We start from the raw sequence: 18,377 nt of genomic DNA on the forward strand, positions 1-18,377 counted from the left end.
CGACGAAGTGAAGGGAGAGTTACGAGGACATTGAAATTTATGGATCTATGAGCAACCGCTTGATATGCGGTAGGCTTAAATCAGAAGTGGAGGAAGATGAAAATGGGCAATCGTATATACAATGTAGTCATTATCGGTTATGGAGGCATGGGAAGCTACCATGTTCAATTGATCGAATCTAATCAGCAACTTGCCGTTGGCGGTGTATATGATATTGTTGATTACCGAATGGAACTGGCTGCGGCTGCTGGCTATAAAACCTACGCTAGCCTGGATGCCGTTCTGGCCGATCAGGCCGTGGATATTGTTTTGATAGCAACACCTAATGATGTTCATAAGGAAATCGCGATCCAGGCGCTACAAGCTGGAAAACATGTCATTTGCGAAAAACCAGTTACGATAACGAGCGCGGATTTCTTGGATATTGTTGAGGTGGCGAAGAAAGAAAATCGTGTGTTTACGGTACATCAAAACCGTCGATGGGATGAAGACTTCCGAATTATCAAAGATATAATTGGCAATAAGACCGTAGGCGAGCTTTTCCAGCTGGAATCGCGAGTTCAGGGGGCTAATGGGATTCCAGGTGACTGGCGGCAACTAAAGGCGTATGGAGGAGGAATGCTGCTGGATTGGGGAGTACATCTATTGGACCAGCTGCTTCAGATTACGGACAGCAAAATAGAAAGCGTAGCTGCTACCCTAAGCTATATTTTGGGGACTGAAGTGGATGACGGCTTTACCAGCTTTATTGAGTTCAAGGACGGCCTGAAAGCAGTCATTGAAGTGGGTACAACCAATTACGTAAAGCTGCCGCGCTGGTATATTAAAGGAACCGAAGGAACCGCAGTGATTAGGGATTGGGATTTGAGCGGAGAGATCGTCACCCGAAATCCAGATGTCGCTCACGTGGAACCCAAGCCGATTCAAGCAGGTCAAGGATTGACGAAAACGATGGCGCCGCCGTCTGAGGAATCCACCCTTAAGTTCCCGATTGAGAAAATACCTGCTGCTGCAGAAAGCTTTTATGAAAATTTTGTCTCCACCATCGAAGGAAAAGCGGAGATTGCAATCAAAAGCGAAGAAGTACACCGTGTATTGGTGCTGATTGAGACGATTTTTGAGGCGGGGGCAACCAAAAGCGTGATTCGAAGAACTATTTAGATCTGCTGCTTTATTTTCGATCCGTCATAAGAGAGATATATAGGAGCCTGGAGAGAACCAAACAGATTTATTTAATGAAATTTTGGGATGCATTTAAGTAATCAGAAACCTTTGAAATGGTGAGCAAAATAATTTTGCCCACCATAAAACACAAGCGGGTATCGCTCCACAACCGAATTCTATTGCTTGATCATTTTTAAGTTGCTGAGATTTTGAATAGGTTTAATTTACACGAAAAAGAAAAAGATGTTTTACATAAAATCCGCTATTTCCTCCTTATAAATCAACATATTCCACTCTAAATTCTTCCATAAAAACATAAAATAATCCATGAAAGTGCTAGAATAATCATTTGTATGAGAAAGAGGAAGGGAGAGATCGTTTATTGTACTGTGCGACCAGAAGAATATAGATGAAGGGACGTAGAGAATGAGGAGTTATAAACGAAGATCTTGGAAACGCTTATTTTTACTCATGATCACGGGGATACTTGTATTAGCATCAGTAAGTGTTGTTACGCCGATCAATGCTGATGAATCGCCTAAAAACGTTACAAGTACATCAGTAAAACTTTCATGGAAAGCCTCCGAAGACATCTCCAATGGTAGTAGAGTATCAGATTACGATCTCTATCGCAACGGTTCTCTCATCAAGCAGAATATCTCCGATGCAACATATGCCAATCTGCCGAAGAACCTTGATTTGACAGCCCTTCCAGACAACCAAGCGATAGTTTACTATTTTAAGAAAAGCCGTGGCTGGAGCGATGTAAATATCCACTATGCTCCCGATGGTTCATCCTGGACATCCCCGCCGGGTATCAGCATGAATGAAAACGCTTGCTTGGATTGGGCCAAAAAAACTATTGATCTTGGCTCCAAAACATCGATGAAAGCAGCATTTAACAACGGCTCTGTCTGGGATAATAATAAAGGCGCTGATTATCATTTAGCTGCTGGTTTAAGTACCGTCAAAGACGGTATCGTCACAACAACCGGAGCTAAGAATCCGTGTAACCCTCCGGTTATTGATTTAGAAGCACCTTCTATACCTCAATTATTGATAGCCAATGCCGATGGACTACGAATCCAATTAGAATGGGATCCTTCTGTTGATAATGTTGGTGGAAGTGGAATCGGCGGGTATGAGATCACTCGCACAGGAGGAACTAAAGGCAAAAAGGTCTATACGACGACCCGTACTACCTTCCAAGATTCATTATTGGAGGGGAAAACGACATATACGTATACAGTTAAGGCATACGATAAAGCAGAACCAGCCAACAAATCGGAAAGTAGTATTGAGGTGAGTGCAACAACAGGAACTTCATCACCTCCTGCTTCAAAGGGAAGTCCGATCGGAACAGATATGCGTGAAGATTCAATTTACTTTGTGATGACTGCCAGATTCTATGATGGGGACCCTTCGAACAACCGAGGTGGTGCGAATCATGTTTCAAGCGGCAATGCAGCCAACAGTGATCCAATGTTTAGGGGCGATTTTCAAGGGTTAATCAATAAACTGGATTATATCAAGGCTCTTGGCTTCTCAGCGATTTGGATTACACCAGTTGTATTGAATCGATCTGACTATGACTTTCACGGCTATCATGGTTACGATTTTTTTCGAGTGGATCCCAGGTTAGAGTCACCAGGTGCAACATACCAGGATTTGATTAATGCTGCACACGACAAAGATATTAAAATTATACAGGATGTTGTGTACAATCACTCTAGCCGCTGGGGTGCAAAAGGTCTATTCACGCCAAAAGTATTCGGTATTCGAGATAATCAGTGGACCTGGTACTATGACGAACCTCAAGAAGGAATCGAGTACGATGGCCTTCAGCAGAATGACGCAGGCAAGCCGTATAACGGTGACCTATGGTCAACGAAGGAACCGGAGGGCAACACCTGCCGGAATTGGGGAATCCCAATGAACTCAAAAACCTACAATTGCCAATGGCCCAACCCCACCTCTGGCATGTTTCCTTCACAGTACTATCACAGTTGCTGGATCGGCAATTGGGAAGGGGAAGATTCACGGAGTTGTTGGCTGCATGAGGATCTGGCTGACTTTAATACAGAGTCGAAGCCTATCCAAGATTATTTAATTGAAGCGTACAATCGATTTATAGATATGGGTGTAGACGGGTTTAGGATAGACACCGCTGTGCACATTCCACGCGTTACCTGGAACCGTCATTTTCTTCCTGCAGCGCAGGAGCGGGCGATTGAGAAGTTTGGTGAAAAAGGACGTAATTTCTATATGTTCGGTGAAGTGGGTGCTTTCGTTAACGATAAATGGAACCGAGGTTCTGTGAATCATTCGGCTCAATTCTTCACCTGGAAGGAACGCAAAGAGTATAGCACCAATGATGAAGTAGCAGCGTTGGAACAATATCAACACGAAAATAATCTTGGTACAGCCAATCAGCCTTTATCCGATAATGCATTCCTCAAAGGGAATTTGTATCATGAACCGGACCATTCGCAATCCTCCGGGATGAATGTAATTGATATGAGGATGCATATGAATTTTAGTGATGCAAATAACGCATTTTGGAATGGCAAGGATTCGGATGACAGTTATAACGATGCGACCTATAACGTAGTGTATGTAGATAGCCATGATTATGGACCTAACAAATCATCGACCCGGTATACGGGGGGCACGGCTGCATGGGCTGAGAATATGAGTTTAATGTGGACTTTCCGTGGAATTCCAACATTGTATTACGGCTCAGAAATCGAATTTCAGGCAGGAAAGCCAATCGACTGTGGTCCAACATGTCCATTAGCAACCACAGGACGTGCTTACTATGGAGATCATATTGAAGGTACAGTAGTAGCCTCCGATTTCGGACAGGTAGCTTCTGCTTCAGGTTCGGTTGCTCAAACCCTGCAGCACCCACTTGTAAAGCACATTCAGCGACTGAATCAAATTCGAAGAAGTATTCCTGCCTTGCAAAAAGGACAGTATTCTACAAAAGATGTAAGCGGACAAATGGCGTACAAGCGACGTTATACGGATTCATCAAAAGGCATAGACAGTTATGCTTTAGTTACTGTTAGTGAATCAGCTGTTTTTCGGAATATTCCTAACGGCACTTATAAAGATGCTATTACCGGAGACGTCAAAGAGGTCACGAATGGGACGCTCAATCTGGCAGTTTCGGGCAAAGGAAACTTAAGGGTATATGTACTTGATCTCCCGGGTAATCCTGCTCCTGGTAAGATCGGTGAAAACGGGCCTTTCTTGAAGCCTTAATTTTTAAATATAAGAAGCATGGAGGGAATGACATTCCTAGGAGTGTCGGTGGTTTGAGGTTTTAAAAACACACTCATAAACATATGGGTGTGTTTTTTTGGTGTTAAAGTAGCACAGATACCAAGAAGATGTAACATTTGCCGCAGCTTAGTACGTTAATGTAGACACCTTAACGTACTTAAGAGTATTCTTATGTGTACTTAAGAGGGACCCCATTGCAACCAAAACTAATGAATATATAAGTATATAAAGGAGGCCCATATGTATGAAGTCTCATACCTCTGACCGTATTAATATCCCGCCAGGATTGTGGGCAGGATTATGTCAATTAGGATTTGGCGCTCACGACGTCGCTCGCAAAGCACGATTGCCGATAACCATTGTTACTGAACCAGTAGTCACCACCGCCCAATATTTCGCGATCTGGCAGGCATATTCTGATCTCATTGGTGACACTGCCCAAGGAATCATCAAGCTTGCGACCGTCTTTGATACAGCGAAGTACCCACCGACCGTCTTAGCGACTTACCACGCTCGGGACTACCGCGACGCTCTAAACCGAATGGCTCGGTACAAACAACTGTGTCCCCCGGAAAGCCTACATATCACTGAGGAGGGCGAGCACTGCACAATTGATCTGGAATGGCTGTCTCCCGAGCAATCTGGTCCGCCGATGCTGGTTGGTATCACGCTGGCTTGTCTTCTGGAGATTGGACGCCGGGGCACAGGTCAACCTTTGACCGCGCAGCTTGTTGAATTTTCCCACTCCATGGGTGATGTACAGGCGCTTGAAGCTTACTTCGGCTGTCGTGTCCGGATTGGTGCAAAACGTAACCGATTGACGCTACATCGAAGAGATCTGGGCCGCCCCTTTGTCTCGTACAACGAAGAGCTGCTGGAGATCCTGACTCCTGTTTTGGACCGGTCGTTGGATGAACAGCAGCGCCACCGCTCAATTACCGAGATGGTCAAATGGATCATGAAACGTAGCCTTACAGGAGGGCGCCCTGACATTCAGGCTGTGGCGAAGGAGCTCGGTATGAGCGATCGTACCTTGCAGCGCCGGCTTACTGACGAAAACACGAGCTTCAAGCTTCTGTTGACACAAGCTAGACATGAGCAGGCACGAAAGTACTTGGCAGACCCCTCGCTTGATATTAAAGAGGTGGCATTCTTGATTGGATATGAAGACCAGAACTCGTTTTACCGCGCCTTCCGCCTATGGGAGGGTGATACACCTTCAAATTGGCGGACTGAACATCAAGGTACAAACTCGATATCAGGAGCACGCTAGGACTGCCGACTATTCATTGATACAATTCCTAATGAGTTTTGTTATTTGGCGTGTTAAACAAGAACTTTGGCGCATTATACTAGTTACTGGACAATCCAGACAAGACAATATAATCACTATCCGGAGCACAAGACTGTTTTAAAAAGGAGAAGTGTATTATGGATATGGGATTAAACCATAAAACAGCTTTAGTTACAGGATCAACGAAAGGTATAGGTAAAGCAATTGCCATTGAACTAGCCAAAGAAGGTGTTAATGTACTAATTAATGGACGAAATTATGAAGAGGTAGAACGAACTGTAAATGAAATTAAGTCAGATTTCCCAGCTACCTCTCCTCAAAATGCCACAGCCGATATTGTGGATATTGGACAAAGAGATGCTTTATTCCAAAAATACCCAAATATTGATATTTTAGTTAACAATACGGGTGTTTATGAAATTATGCAATATGAGGACATAGACGATGAAGTATGGGAAAAATACTTCCGCACTAACGTTCTTGCTGCAAATGGATTATCAAAATTTTATTTACCTAAAATGTTGAAAAATGATTATGGCCGCATTATTTTTATTGCGAGTGAAGAAGCAATTATGCCTTCAGGACAAATGCCGCAGTATTGTATGACAAAATCTATGTTGTTATCATTGTCAAAAAGCTTATCTAAATTAACAATAGGAACAGAAGTTACAGTCAATACGATCATGCCAGGACCAACACTCTCTGAGAATGTGCACCAAATCATTGAGAGTATGTATCCTCATGAAGATATGACTTTTTCAGAAAAAGAGAAAGATTTTATGGTTACCAACCTGCCTCAATCTGAAATACAGCGATTTATCAAGCCTATTGAAATAGGTAGACTAGCTACATTTGTATGTAGTCCTTATGCATCTGCATTTAAAGGTTCTCCAATCCGTATGGATGGAGGAATGGTACCGACTATTTTTTAGCGCTTGTGGAGAAGCTTGCTGAAATTAGCGCTGACATTGCGGAACATTATGATAAGATGAAGTCAAACATCACTCGAGGGTAGGATGAGGATCATGAACCATTTTGCTATGTATGGAAAGTTGACGGCACGTCCAGGGCAAAGGGACGCTCTTGCAGACATCTTGCTAGAAGCGGCCGATCTGATGAAGTCGAATAATGACTGCTATTTGTATATAGTCAATGTGTCAGACGACGACCCGAATGCGGTGTATGTGACCGAACTGTGGAAAGATGCAGATGCCCATGCAGCCAGTCTTAAGAACGAAGAGGTACTGGCGTCGATACAACGCGGCCGACCGTTAATTATCGGAGCGGAGCCCATTAAACTGCGTGCTCTAGGGGGAAAAGGCCTGTAGGGTCATGATGCAATTGCTGCTACCACAGCAGCCGATCACTCGGTTGCTTTTAAGCTAACCAGCAGGATAGTCCTAATGAAACGCTTTTGTAACATGTGAAAGGTTGGCAGATAAAATTGGCCCTGGTATAATAAGGGTAATTCACTAAGGAGAGATTTTTTTGTCTGGAGCTGTTCTTTACTAATCCAATTCCATAAAAAGAGGTTTTCATGCACCTACTATTCGTCTGCCCAATTTTTGTATTACGGGTGGGATTTGAAAGCTTCGGAATTAGTTAAGAACAACGGATATTACCAGATCCTTAGGGATACCTGTTATAATGAGTCCAATCCGTGCTGGTTCAGCGCGGATTTTTTTTATGGCTCAAATAGCAGGTGATATGAGGGTAGGAATGACGTATGTTCATTCCTGCCCTTTTCTAATTTTTAGCAAAGGGGGATAGAAGGGAATTACTCCAATTTGGTCAAATACATCCAGACTTCTTGAATGAAAGATTCAATCTAAGTAAATAGAAAGGTGGACAATACATGAAACTTCAAACGAATCGGCTCATATTAAAAACACTTGATCTTAATTTAATCGAAGCAGCAGCCCGACGTGATATAGGTGCTATTGAAGCTTTGGGTTATAAAACCAGTGATGAATGGCCGGGTCCTGATTTCTTTGAAGCTTTACCTTATTTTCGAGAACTTTTGATAAAAAATAATGGCACTAGAGGTTTTGACTCTTGGATCATTGTGGAGAAGGATACCCAAGAAATTGTTGGAGGGATTGGTTTTTTAGGAGATCCTGATCAGAACGGTATGATTGAGATCGGTTTTGCAACGAATGAAAGCCATCGCCGCAAAGGCTATTGCTATGAAGCCGCTCAAAAATTAATAGAGTGGTCCTTAAATCATGAAGAGGTCCAAATCGTAACGGCAAGATGCGTACCTGACAATATCAGCTCTAAGAATTTGTTATTGAAGTTAGGATTTCAAATTGATCACAAAGATGAAGAATTGCTTTATTGGAAATATCAAATGAAGAAAGTAGGAGGGGGTCAGCAGAAATGATCCGTCGAGATCTAGATGACGTAGATTTCATAAGAGCAAATTTAATGGGGCCTAGTTCGATTATCATGCTCGAGGAGCTATCGAAAAATTTGCCTTTGCAGAAAGGAATGCGAGTGCTGGATTTGGGCTGTGGGACTGGACTTACTTCTATCTATCTGGCGCAAAAGTTTGGCATAACCGTGTTTGCTGTCGATTTATGGATTAGTGCAACTGAAAACTTTAGAAGATTCAGAGAGTTTGGTTTGGAAAGCCAAATTATCCCCATCCATGCAGATGCCTGCCACTTGCCTTTTGCGGAACAATACTTTGATGCAGTTATAAGCGTAGATGCGTATCAATATTTTGGAGCGAATGAGCAGTACTTAGATGACCATCTTGCGCCGCTAGTTAAAGAAGGAGGTAAATTGGCTATAGCAATGCCAGGGGTAAAGATGGAGTTTGATGGGGTTATACCCGTGGAACTGCAGCCGTTCTTGTCACTTAGTGAGGTTGATAATCAGTGGCATACATGCGATTGGTGGCGGAAATTATGGGAACAGTCGCCAAATGTTTACGTTGAATCGGTAAGAGAAATGAGATGCTTCTCGAAAGCTTGGTATGAATGGCTTCAGTGTAACAACGATTATGCACGTGCTAATAATGCATTGCTGAATGCAGATGACGGGAAGTATATGAATCTAATCTCGCTTATTGCTACTAAGAAATAGCGATATCCGGGGACAAAAGTTCCCAGTCCTATGGGCTGAAATTCGCTAAAGTAACTGAGAACGATAGTTCAACTCTACCAAAAACAGCCGAGCGCTCGGCTGTTTTTTTAACTAGTGGGCAGATTACATGAAGTGGTTAATCGATGCCAGGGTCGAACTTACAGGCTTAGGTCGGAAGAGTAATACAGGAGAAATTGGCCCATGAAGGCCTCCACAAGCTTTCTCAATTCCCGACGGGCTACCCGAATATGGAGAGGCTTTAGAACTTGTATCCATAGCATTTTTCAAATACTGATTGTCGATATTCCAAAATACTGTTTAACAGTACTTTTTTTCTCTCTAATATCATCATTTTCTTTTGAAATGCCGATATAAAATTGAGTCTTGAGAACTATTTTATACATAAATTTTACCTAAAGGAAGTGTGAAGAGATGTTGAAAAAGAAATGGCTTATCACCCCGTTGGTTGCGACGACACTGTTTTTCGGTCAATCTGCATTCGCGGCAAACACGTTTTCAGATGTGGAAGGAACAAAATATGAATGGGCTGCCGAATCGATTCGTTCCATGGTCGACAAGGGCGTTGTCAAGGGCTATGCAGATGGGACCTTCAAGCCAAGCAAAACTATAACGAAAGCGGAATTTGTACATATGTTTCACAAGCTTTTTCCAGAAATCGATCATTCTTCCGGCAAATCTTCCGACTTTGTGGATGCGCGTAAACACTGGGCGAATAAAGATTTTGCAGCAATATTTAACGGTGACTATGTTTGGCCGTATGCTGAAAGTGTTGGGGGGAAATATCCAAACTATCAATTCTATGTCAAGCCTGACAAACCATTGACCCGCTGGGATGTGATGATGATTGCCTCTCTTCGGACGGATTATACCAATCAGACGCTTCATCCTGAGATTGAGGAAGTGATTTCCGCAGCTGCGCAGTACAAGGATATGAAAGTTCGTCAGGCCAATTACAATGACAATTTCTCGGCCTACTATCCGGTGCTGTACATCGACAAGACTGGAGAAGAGTACTTCTATGATGGCGATTCCCAGGATCAAAAGGCAGAAGCATTCTACACCCTAACCAAGATGGGGGTCCTTACCGCTAATGAAGGATACCTTCGCCCCAAAGCGCAAGTCACACGGGCTGAAGCTGTTACCCTTTTACAGCGTTTGAACGAAGCCACAACGAAGTCAGTGGAGGATCGACAGTAGCCGCTTGCACATTGTAGCTATTAAGGAAACTGCATAAGGAGATAAATCGCTTTGGAGTTCGCTACTTAATTAGTTACGTATCTATGACGACGCCTAACCGTCGATTACTGTCGAAGGACAACAACTATGTATAATAAGTCGCCAAATTGGCGGCTTTTTTTGTTTTAACGATAGATGCCAGTCAATAGTTTAGAATACGAAATTTTCATGTAAATTCATTAAAAAGCTGAAAACAATTCCTTTTTTTAAACAAAAGAGGATATTCTTTTGGTTTATAAAATATATGTAGTATATATCACTGTACTTTAATTCATTTTAATGTTTATAATAAATTAATAGCCTTAACCTATGTCTTACACTCATCTATGATGCTGAAGTTTCTAAGTATCAACTCTGAACTTCCAGCACACTCCATTTTTTTACACTTCCAAGTCTACTTACACACTTTTATTTCTGATTACATCATGAAACTCAAAAACGATTTACTTTAACATGTCGATTACTGTTTATTTGTGGCAAGACATTTTGTTGTTTTTGCTGTATCTATCTTAAATACATAGGAATGTGAACATCTGAATCCCATAAAACATTTGTTTTACCGCTTTTTTATGGTGAGGAAAGGGGTTGGACATGAATCGCATGACTTTGCTTTTTTCGGGACAAGGATCTCAGTATGTCGGGATGGGAGCGGCATGGCATGACGGTTTTTCAGAGGCAGGTCACATTTTTGAAGAGGCTGCTGATATTTTGGGGTATGATTTGAAAACTTTATGTATGAAAGGACCCATCTCCCAATTATCCAGAACATCCTACACCCAGCCTGCACTACTCACAATTAGTGTAATCGCATTCAGACGTTACATGCACGATGTTGGGATTATTCCCGAATTTTCTGCAGGGCATAGTTTGGGTGAGTATTCTGCATTGGTAAGCAGCGGAGTCTTATCGTTTGGCGATGCTTTGCGGGTGGTACAAGAACGGGGACGCTTTATGGAAGAAGCTTCAGAGGCCGGAGTGGGTTGCATGATTGCTGTTCGAGGGGCTGATTTAAATCTGCTAGAAGAGCTGTGCGATCACTATGACGTAACCAGTCAGCCTATTTCCATCGCTTGTTATAACTCCTCCTATCAATACGTCGTTTCTGGTCATCATGCCTCTGTTGCTGCGGTGGCGGGACAATTAGAGCAACGTGGGTTCCAAATTACCCGTTTGCAGGTAAGCGGCCCTTTTCACAGCCCGCTTATGCAGCATGCTGCTGACCGATTAGCATTGGAGCTGCAAAAATATATGTTTCATGAACCGCTGTGGCCTGTCATTTCTAATGTTACAGCACTGCCATATACGGATGCCAACAGCATTCGTCAAGGTTTGCATTTGCAAATGATCCATCCAGTGCGGTGGATACAAACGATGCAGTATATGGAGAAACATGGGGTGAAGCAGGGAATTGAATTAGGACCGCGAACGGTGCTGAAAAACTTGGCGAAGGAAACAAACATTGATTTTGAGGTGCTTTCCTTGGACAGAGACTTGGATCGGATTGAGCTGGAACGTCGTTTTTCGATCCGTGATTGGTTGGTCAAACTGCTGGCGGTGGCGGTGTCTACACCCAATGCCAATTGGAATGAGGATGAGTATCATAAGGGGGTTATTTTACCTATTCACAGGTTGGAGGAGTTACTCAAAAGCATAGAATCGGGCAAATCTTCTTCTGCTTATGAACTAAGACGCGAAGCGCTGGAGTGTATTCGCCTGATATTGCAAACCAAACAAGTATCTGCAGGAGAGCAGGAGGAAGTTTTAGACCTTTTGAGGAGGGATCAGGATGGAGCAGTTTCAAACTTTAATTGAAATCATTCAGGACCGAGCCAGTAGAGCTGAAAATGGAATTATTTTCATTTCGGGTGATACACAGGAGGAGTATGTAAGCTACAGTCAGCTTCTGGAGCAAGCACTGCAGGTACTTCATCAATTGCAGGAAAAAGGAGTACAGCCTGGCAATAAGCTAATTATGCAAATTGAAGACAATCATACCTTTGTGAATGTGTTTTGGGGCTGTCTGCTCGGCGGAATCGTCCCCGTACCTGTAAGTATCGGGAATAATGATGAACATAAAATGAAGCTATTTAAAATCTGGAGTACCCTTACTTGCCCTTACATGATTGCGGATCATAAAGTATTAGAGCAGTTAGAAAAGTATTCTCATCAGCATGAGATGCTGGATTTCTTTGATTCTGTGAAAGAAGCGACCTTTTCTAGCCATGATTTTGATTATTCCGATCAGAACAAAGGGACCATTCATCAATCCAGACCGGAGGATTTGGCGTTTATTCAATTTTCCTCTGGTTCGACAGGTGATCCCAAGGGAGTCATGCTGACGCATGAGAATCTCGTATACAATATTCGGGATATCGCCAATCAAACGGGAATGACTTCAAGTGATGCCTATCTAGGCTGGATGCCACTCACACATGATTTGGGATTGATCGCTTTTCATTTAACTTGTGTCATCGCCCATGCCAAGCAGCTCATTATGCCAACAGCTCTTTTTATAAGACGTCCTTCATTATGGCTAAAAAAGGTGTCGGAGCATAAGGTGACTCAAATCTGTTCTCCTAACTTCGGCTATAAATTTTTCCTTGATCAATATAAATCCAAAACAGCGGATAACTGGGATTTGTCAAGTGTTCGCATGATTTTAAATGGGGCTGAGCCCATATCGGTGGAGCTTTGCCATGTATTTATGGAAGCCATGAGTGTACATGGATTAAAAAAAAATATCATGTATCCTGTATACGGCTTGGCAGAGGCCAGCGTAGGTGTCTCCACTCCACCTTTGGATAATGATAATTTTGTTACTATTCATTTAAATCGGCAGCAGCTGCATGTAGGTGAACCTATAGAAGAAGTAGATTCATCCGATAAGCGTTGTCTTACGTTTGCGGATTTGGGCTACCCCATGGCCAGCACCTCTGTTCGCATTTGTGATGAGCAAAATCAGGTACTAAAGGACGATGTAATCGGATACACCCAAATTTGCGGCAAAAATGTGACTGCCGGGTACTATAACAATCCTGAGGCTACCGCAAAGGTCAAGACAGAGGATGGCTGGCTCATTACCGGAGATTTGGGTTTTATGAGAAACGGACGACTGGTGATTACAGGCAGAGCCAAGGATATCATTTTCGTGAACGGCCAGAACATTTATCCGCATGATATCGAAAGGATTGCAGAGGAACTGGACGGGGTGGATCTGGGGAAAGTAGCTGTCTGCGGTGTACATGATGCACAAACTAGACAGGATCGTATTGTTGTTTTTGTGATGCACACGAAAAAAATAGAGTTATTTTTGCCAACAGTCCAAAGGCTGAAAAGCCATTTGAATTATCGGGGAGGATGGCATATTCAGGACGTAGTTCCAATCCGCCGTATTCCCAAAACAACTAGTGGAAAGGTTCAGCGCTACAAGCTGGCTCAGAGCTACGAGCAGGGAGAATTTGATGTAGTTTTGGCATCCCTAACCGAGGCCGCTCGAAATATACAGGAAGCGAACGATGCCACTGTACCTCAAGGTGAGATCGAGCAAAAACTGATTGGGATTTGCCAAGCTATTTTAAATGTACAGTCAATTGGGAAGGAAGATAGCTACTTTGATATCGGCGTAACATCCTTACAACTCGTTCAGATCGTGGACCAATTAGAGGAACAACTCGGGATTCATATTGAGGTAACGGACTTTTTCTCTTATCCGACTATCGCCAAGCTAGCTGGATATATATCCAGTCAGGGCTTAGGTCATAAGGTGAACACAGCACCGCAATTGGAATCCAAAGAGGAGATAGAGGACCTGGATATTGCTATCATTGGCATGTCCGGTAAGTTTCCTCATGCGGATACACTGGAGCAGTTTTGGGCGAATGTAGCTTCCGGTACAGATCATATCAGTCCATATAGCAATGAAAGAAAAAAGGATGCCGAAGCTTTTATTTCCCGTCTGAATATGGAAGGCCGAAACATGCAAATCGCCGAAGGTGGCTATCTGGACGAAGTGGATAAATTTGACTACGCCTTCTTCAAGCTGACTCCACGTGAAGCTTCTCTGATGGACCCGAATCAACGTTTATTTCTGCAAACTGCTTGGAGCACGATTGAGGATGCAGGCTATGGAGGAAAACAGCTGTCGGGGAAAAAGGTGGGGGTGTATGTTGGATTCTCCAAAACCAGCTTTGAATATGAACGATTGTTGTCCGAAGTGGAGCCAGGAGCGCTTCCAAACTTTGGCATAGGCAATCTTCCGTCCGTTATCTCCAGTCGGATTGCGTATTTGCTTGATTTAAAAGGCCCAGCACTGACCATTGATACGGCATGCTCCTCGTCACTCGTAGCGGTACATCTGGCGTGTAAGTCGATTTTGAATGGAGACTGTGAGATGGCTTTGGCCGGTGGAGTGAAGACCATTTTGCTGCCGTTGAAAGCTGGCATTGGCATGGAATCCTCCGATGACCGGGCACGAGCATTCGACGATCAGTCGGACGGCACAGGCTGGGGCGAAGGCGTTGGAGCCGTTCTCTTAAAGCCGCTCCGCCAAGCGGAAAAAGACGGAGATCACATTCTGGGTGTGATTAAAGGAAGTGCAATTAATCAGGACGGCAGTACGATTGGAATTTCTGCGCCTAATGCGCTGGCTCAATCAGAAGTCATTTCGCAGGCGTGGCGTGATGCACGGATTGATCCTGAGACAGTGAGTTATATTGAAGCTCACGGTACCGGCACCAAGCTGGGCGATCCCGTTGAGATTAAGGGCATTACCCAGGCTTTCCGCAGATTTACACAGCGCAAGCAGTTTGTGGCGATAAGCACGGTCAAAACGAATATTGGGCATTTATACGAAGCTGCTGGGATTGCGGGATTGATCAAATGCGTGCTGTCAATGAAACATCAGCAGATTGCACCGCTCGTTCATTTTCGCACACCCAACCGGAACATCCATTTTGAAGAATCTCCGGTGTATGCCAACACTAGACTGAGGGAATGGAAGACAGACGGATTCCCGAGAAGATGCGGGGTGAGTTCCTTTGGCTTCAGCGGAACAAACTGTCACGTGGTGCTGGAAGAATATATAGCGAAAAAGAGTGCGGACCAAGAAACCACCGACCGAAAAAATGGATCATCGCCATTGCTGCTGACACTGTCGGCGCGAACTGAAGGAGCTTTAAGTGAGTTGATTGCACGGTACGTGGATCGCTTTGAACGTGAGGAAGAATTGCCGATGGAGGATGTCTGCTATACGGCTAACACGGGCAGAAGCCACTTGACATACCGAGTGGCTGTGATAGCCGAAGGAGTGGAGGCCCTGAAAGCGAAATTACTTCAGCTTTATGAGCAGGGCAAGGCCATTGAAGGTGTATACATTGGAAAAGTAGATAGCAGTGGTGGTACAGAAACAGCCGTCGGAGGCTCGGACACTTTGCAAGCACTGGAGCAAGTAGCAGTGAAGTACGTACAGGGGGCACAGATAGACTGGGACACGATATACGCAGGTCACCCGTACAAAAGGGTTTCTCTGCCTACGTATCCGTTTGAAAGGAAAAGGTGCTGGGTTCATGTTCCAGAACAGGTTCGAGCAGAGCAGACTGCGCCCGTTTATAAAAAACCAATAGTAAGGGAGTCTGAAAATATGGGGAATGAGTATTCGACTTCAGCGTCGTTTACTGAGCAGCATAAATCTTCCATTCAACAAAAGCTAGCGAAAATGATCGGTAATGTGTCACAGCTTAGTCTTGAGGAACTGGAACCGCAAACACATTTTCTAGAACTAGGGCTGGACTCCATTAATTTGTCCCAGGTCCGCCACAGCATCAAGGATACATTCGACCTGGATGTCCCAATGAATGAATTTTTTGAATCGCTGACCACGCTCGAACTGTTGACTAGCTACGTCGCAGAACAGGTGAGTATTTCCGTTTCTGACGAGGCAGCAGTTGGTGCTGTGGAAATCCAACCGAAAATACCCCTTAATCGAGTAGATGCTACTACAGTATCAACCTGGACAGGGCAGGATTCCAGCGCAATTGGTACATCGCCTCATGGAATAGTCACGTCCGGGCAAGACCCATTTCAAAGCACATCAGTTATAGCGACTTCTGCTGGTATCGAGCAGATTTTGCAGCAGCAGCTGCACGTGATGTCACAGCAGCTTGATGTGCTCCGAACTCAACCAACTCCTCCGACATCCGTTTCCCAATCATTTCAACCAGAAAGGGATTTGTCGTCAGCAAATAGAGGAAGCGCAGAGAGCTTTGAAACCAAACAGGAGGTCGCAACTGCATTAGCGACAGTTCCACCGGTACTAGCTGTTCCGAAAAAGGCAGGCCATGAAGCAAAACCCTTTACGCCTTATAAAAAGCTGGAGGTCAAAGCCCATGAATTGCTTTCACAACGACAAGAACAACATCTGCAAGAGCTGATTGAGCGCTATACTGCTCGGACGCGAAGCACCAAGCAGTACACTCAGCAGTATCGGTCTGTCTACGCGAATAACCGTAATGTAGCTGGCTTCCGGCCTATTTTGAAGGAAATGGTCTATCAAATTGTATCTCAACGTGCAGATGGGTCCAAAATTTGGGATTTGGATGGGAATGAATATGTAGATTTGACCATGGGCTTTGGTGTTAATCTGTTTGGACACAATCCAGCCTTTATTCGTGAAAAAATTGAGGCAGAGCTAAAGAACGGCATGTGTATCGGACCTATGTCCAACATGGCAGGACAAGTCGCCGAGAAGATTTGCAAGCTGACCGGTGTAGAACGGATTGCTTTGTACAATTCCGGCACCGAGGCGGTTATGGTTGCCCTCCGTTTGGCGCGTGCTGCCACCGGGCGAGCCAAAGTAGTCATTTTTGCTGGCTCCTATCATGGTACGTACGATGGTGTGCTTGCGTTGGGTAGTACTGGCAACAATAAGGAGCATTCCACACCTCTTGCGCCTGGCATTTTGCAGCATATGGTGGACGATATCGTTGTACTTAACTATGGAACGGACGAATCGCTGGATTATATACGTACATATGGGCAGGAGCTGGCTGCTGTGCTAGTAGAGCCGGTGCAAAGTCGTCGTCCTGATTTTCAGCCGAAGGTCTTTTTGCAGGAGGTTCGTAAAATCACGGAGCAATCCGGTACAGCTTTTATTTTTGATGAAGTGATTACAGGCTTCCGAATTCAACCGGGAGGCGCTCAAGCGTGGTTTGGGGTACAAGCTGACCTTGTGACCTACGGTAAAGTTATTGGCGGCGGGATGCCAATCGGCATCGTAGCAGGGAAAGCCGCCTTTATGGATGGGATTGACGGAGGCACCTGGAGCTTCGGAGATAATTCCTATCCTCAGAATGAGCATCGGCGAACCTTTGTAGCCGGTACGTTCTGTCATCATCCGCTGGCGATGGCGGCATCCCTAGCAGTGTTGGATTATTTGGAAAACCACGGCGAACAGCTGCAAAATCAGTTGAACAGCCGTACTTCGACGTTGGCAGCAGAGTTAAATAGTTACTTTACCAACGAGCAGATACCCATGAAGATTGTTCACTTTGGTTCACTATTTCGCTTCGTTCTCAAGGGTGATCTGGAGCTTTTCTTCTATCACATGCTGGAAAAGGGTATTTACATCTGGGAAGGGCGGAACTGCTTCTTGTCGACCGCTCATACAGAGGAAGATATTGCGCGGATCATACAAGCTGTCAAGGACAGTGTAGATGAGCTGCGTAAAGGGGGATTCTTGCCTGATCTGACCCCGAACGGGGAAGGCCCAGGTCCAGGTAAGCAAAGTGTGTCTATAGCCGACCTTTTAGAAGTATCGACAGTGGACGTGGATAAAATGGTCATCCCACTAACCCCGGATCAAAGGCAGTCCTGGTTCACTTAATGTCAAGAAACGAAGTGACTTCCATCTTGATACGCGAACGTATATTAATGTGAGACGTTAAGTGAACTGTCCAATCCAGTATTGATTTTACCGAAAAATTGAGAAAGTGCCCTTCGGCGTCTTTACGCTCCAAATTTGATAAAATGTCAGGTTCTATTCTTAGGACTTGGCATTTTTAGTAGTGTGGGCATCAGTTATGAAAAAGCCAGTCGGAGAGGAAGAAAATCGAAAGTGGGCCGTGAGGCTGCGCTGAATCGACAGGAGTCAACAAAGGTCATATTTTGCAAGTGGTTGTAATCGCTCGCAAAGGGAAGAGCAACCATATTCAAGCTTACTAGCGCAGACATAACTTTATTCGTCATCGTGAATTCTTACAATGCGTATAGCTTCATCGAATTAAATTGT

9 protein-coding genes and 1 pseudogene are annotated in these 18,377 nt (G+C 44.3%); all 10 read left to right on the forward strand.

Annotated elements, in window-relative coordinates; all coding sequences use genetic code 11:
• Positions 1 to 96: 96 nt before the first annotated feature.
• Complete coding sequence (locus JOE49_RS17725) at positions 97 to 1,161, forward strand: Gfo/Idh/MocA family protein (RefSeq protein ID WP_023988587.1); 1,065 nt, start codon at positions 97 to 99, stop codon at positions 1,159 to 1,161.
• A 429-nt stretch (positions 1,162 to 1,590) separates the two neighbouring features.
• Positions 1,591 to 4,431 (forward strand): alpha-amylase family glycosyl hydrolase, encoded by a 2,841-nt coding sequence (locus tag JOE49_RS17730; RefSeq protein ID WP_209942194.1) that lies wholly within the window; start codon positions 1,591 to 1,593, stop codon positions 4,429 to 4,431.
• Between the two features lie 265 nt (positions 4,432 to 4,696).
• Entirely contained in the window at positions 4,697 to 5,725 is a 1,029-nt protein-coding gene (locus tag JOE49_RS17735) for a helix-turn-helix transcriptional regulator (protein ID WP_209942205.1), read from the forward strand.
• A gap of 158 nt (positions 5,726 to 5,883) precedes the next feature.
• Entirely contained in the window at positions 5,884 to 6,678 is a 795-nt protein-coding gene (locus JOE49_RS17740) for an SDR family NAD(P)-dependent oxidoreductase (protein WP_209942207.1), read from the forward strand.
• Positions 6,679 to 6,771: 93 nt separating this feature from the next.
• The gene (locus JOE49_RS17745) at positions 6,772 to 7,074 is read left to right on the forward strand and encodes a putative quinol monooxygenase (RefSeq protein WP_209942209.1); all 303 of its coding nucleotides are present in this window, start codon (positions 6,772 to 6,774) and stop codon (positions 7,072 to 7,074) included.
• A 527-nt stretch (positions 7,075 to 7,601) separates the two neighbouring features.
• Positions 7,602 to 8,129, forward strand: a complete 528-nt coding sequence (locus tag JOE49_RS17750) for a GNAT family N-acetyltransferase (RefSeq protein WP_028541297.1) — start codon at positions 7,602 to 7,604, stop codon at positions 8,127 to 8,129.
• Entirely contained in the window at positions 8,126 to 8,836 is a 711-nt protein-coding gene (locus tag JOE49_RS17755; protein WP_245248397.1) for an SAM-dependent methyltransferase, read from the forward strand. The genes JOE49_RS17750 and JOE49_RS17755 overlap by 4 nt, the downstream gene beginning before the upstream one ends.
• Positions 8,837 to 9,268: 432 nt before the next feature.
• Positions 9,269 to 10,054: an S-layer homology domain-containing protein gene (locus tag JOE49_RS17760; protein ID WP_160790265.1), complete on the forward strand. Its 786-nt coding sequence runs from the start codon at positions 9,269 to 9,271 to the stop codon at positions 10,052 to 10,054.
• Between the two features lie 630 nt (positions 10,055 to 10,684).
• Entirely contained in the window at positions 10,685 to 11,905 is a 1,221-nt protein-coding gene (gene fabD / locus JOE49_RS17765; RefSeq protein ID WP_209942210.1) for an ACP S-malonyltransferase, read from the forward strand.
• Positions 11,880 to 17,966 (forward strand): annotated as a pseudogene (locus tag JOE49_RS17770) (aminotransferase class III-fold pyridoxal phosphate-dependent enzyme); the annotation flags it as partial. The gene fabD and the pseudogene JOE49_RS17770, both read left to right, overlap by 26 nt.
• Positions 17,967 to 18,377: the final 411 nt, after the last annotated feature.

The organism is Paenibacillus sp. PvR133 (assembly GCF_017833155.1).
In the GTDB taxonomy this organism is placed as follows: Bacteria; Bacillota; Bacilli; order Paenibacillales; family Paenibacillaceae; genus Paenibacillus; species Paenibacillus polymyxa_B.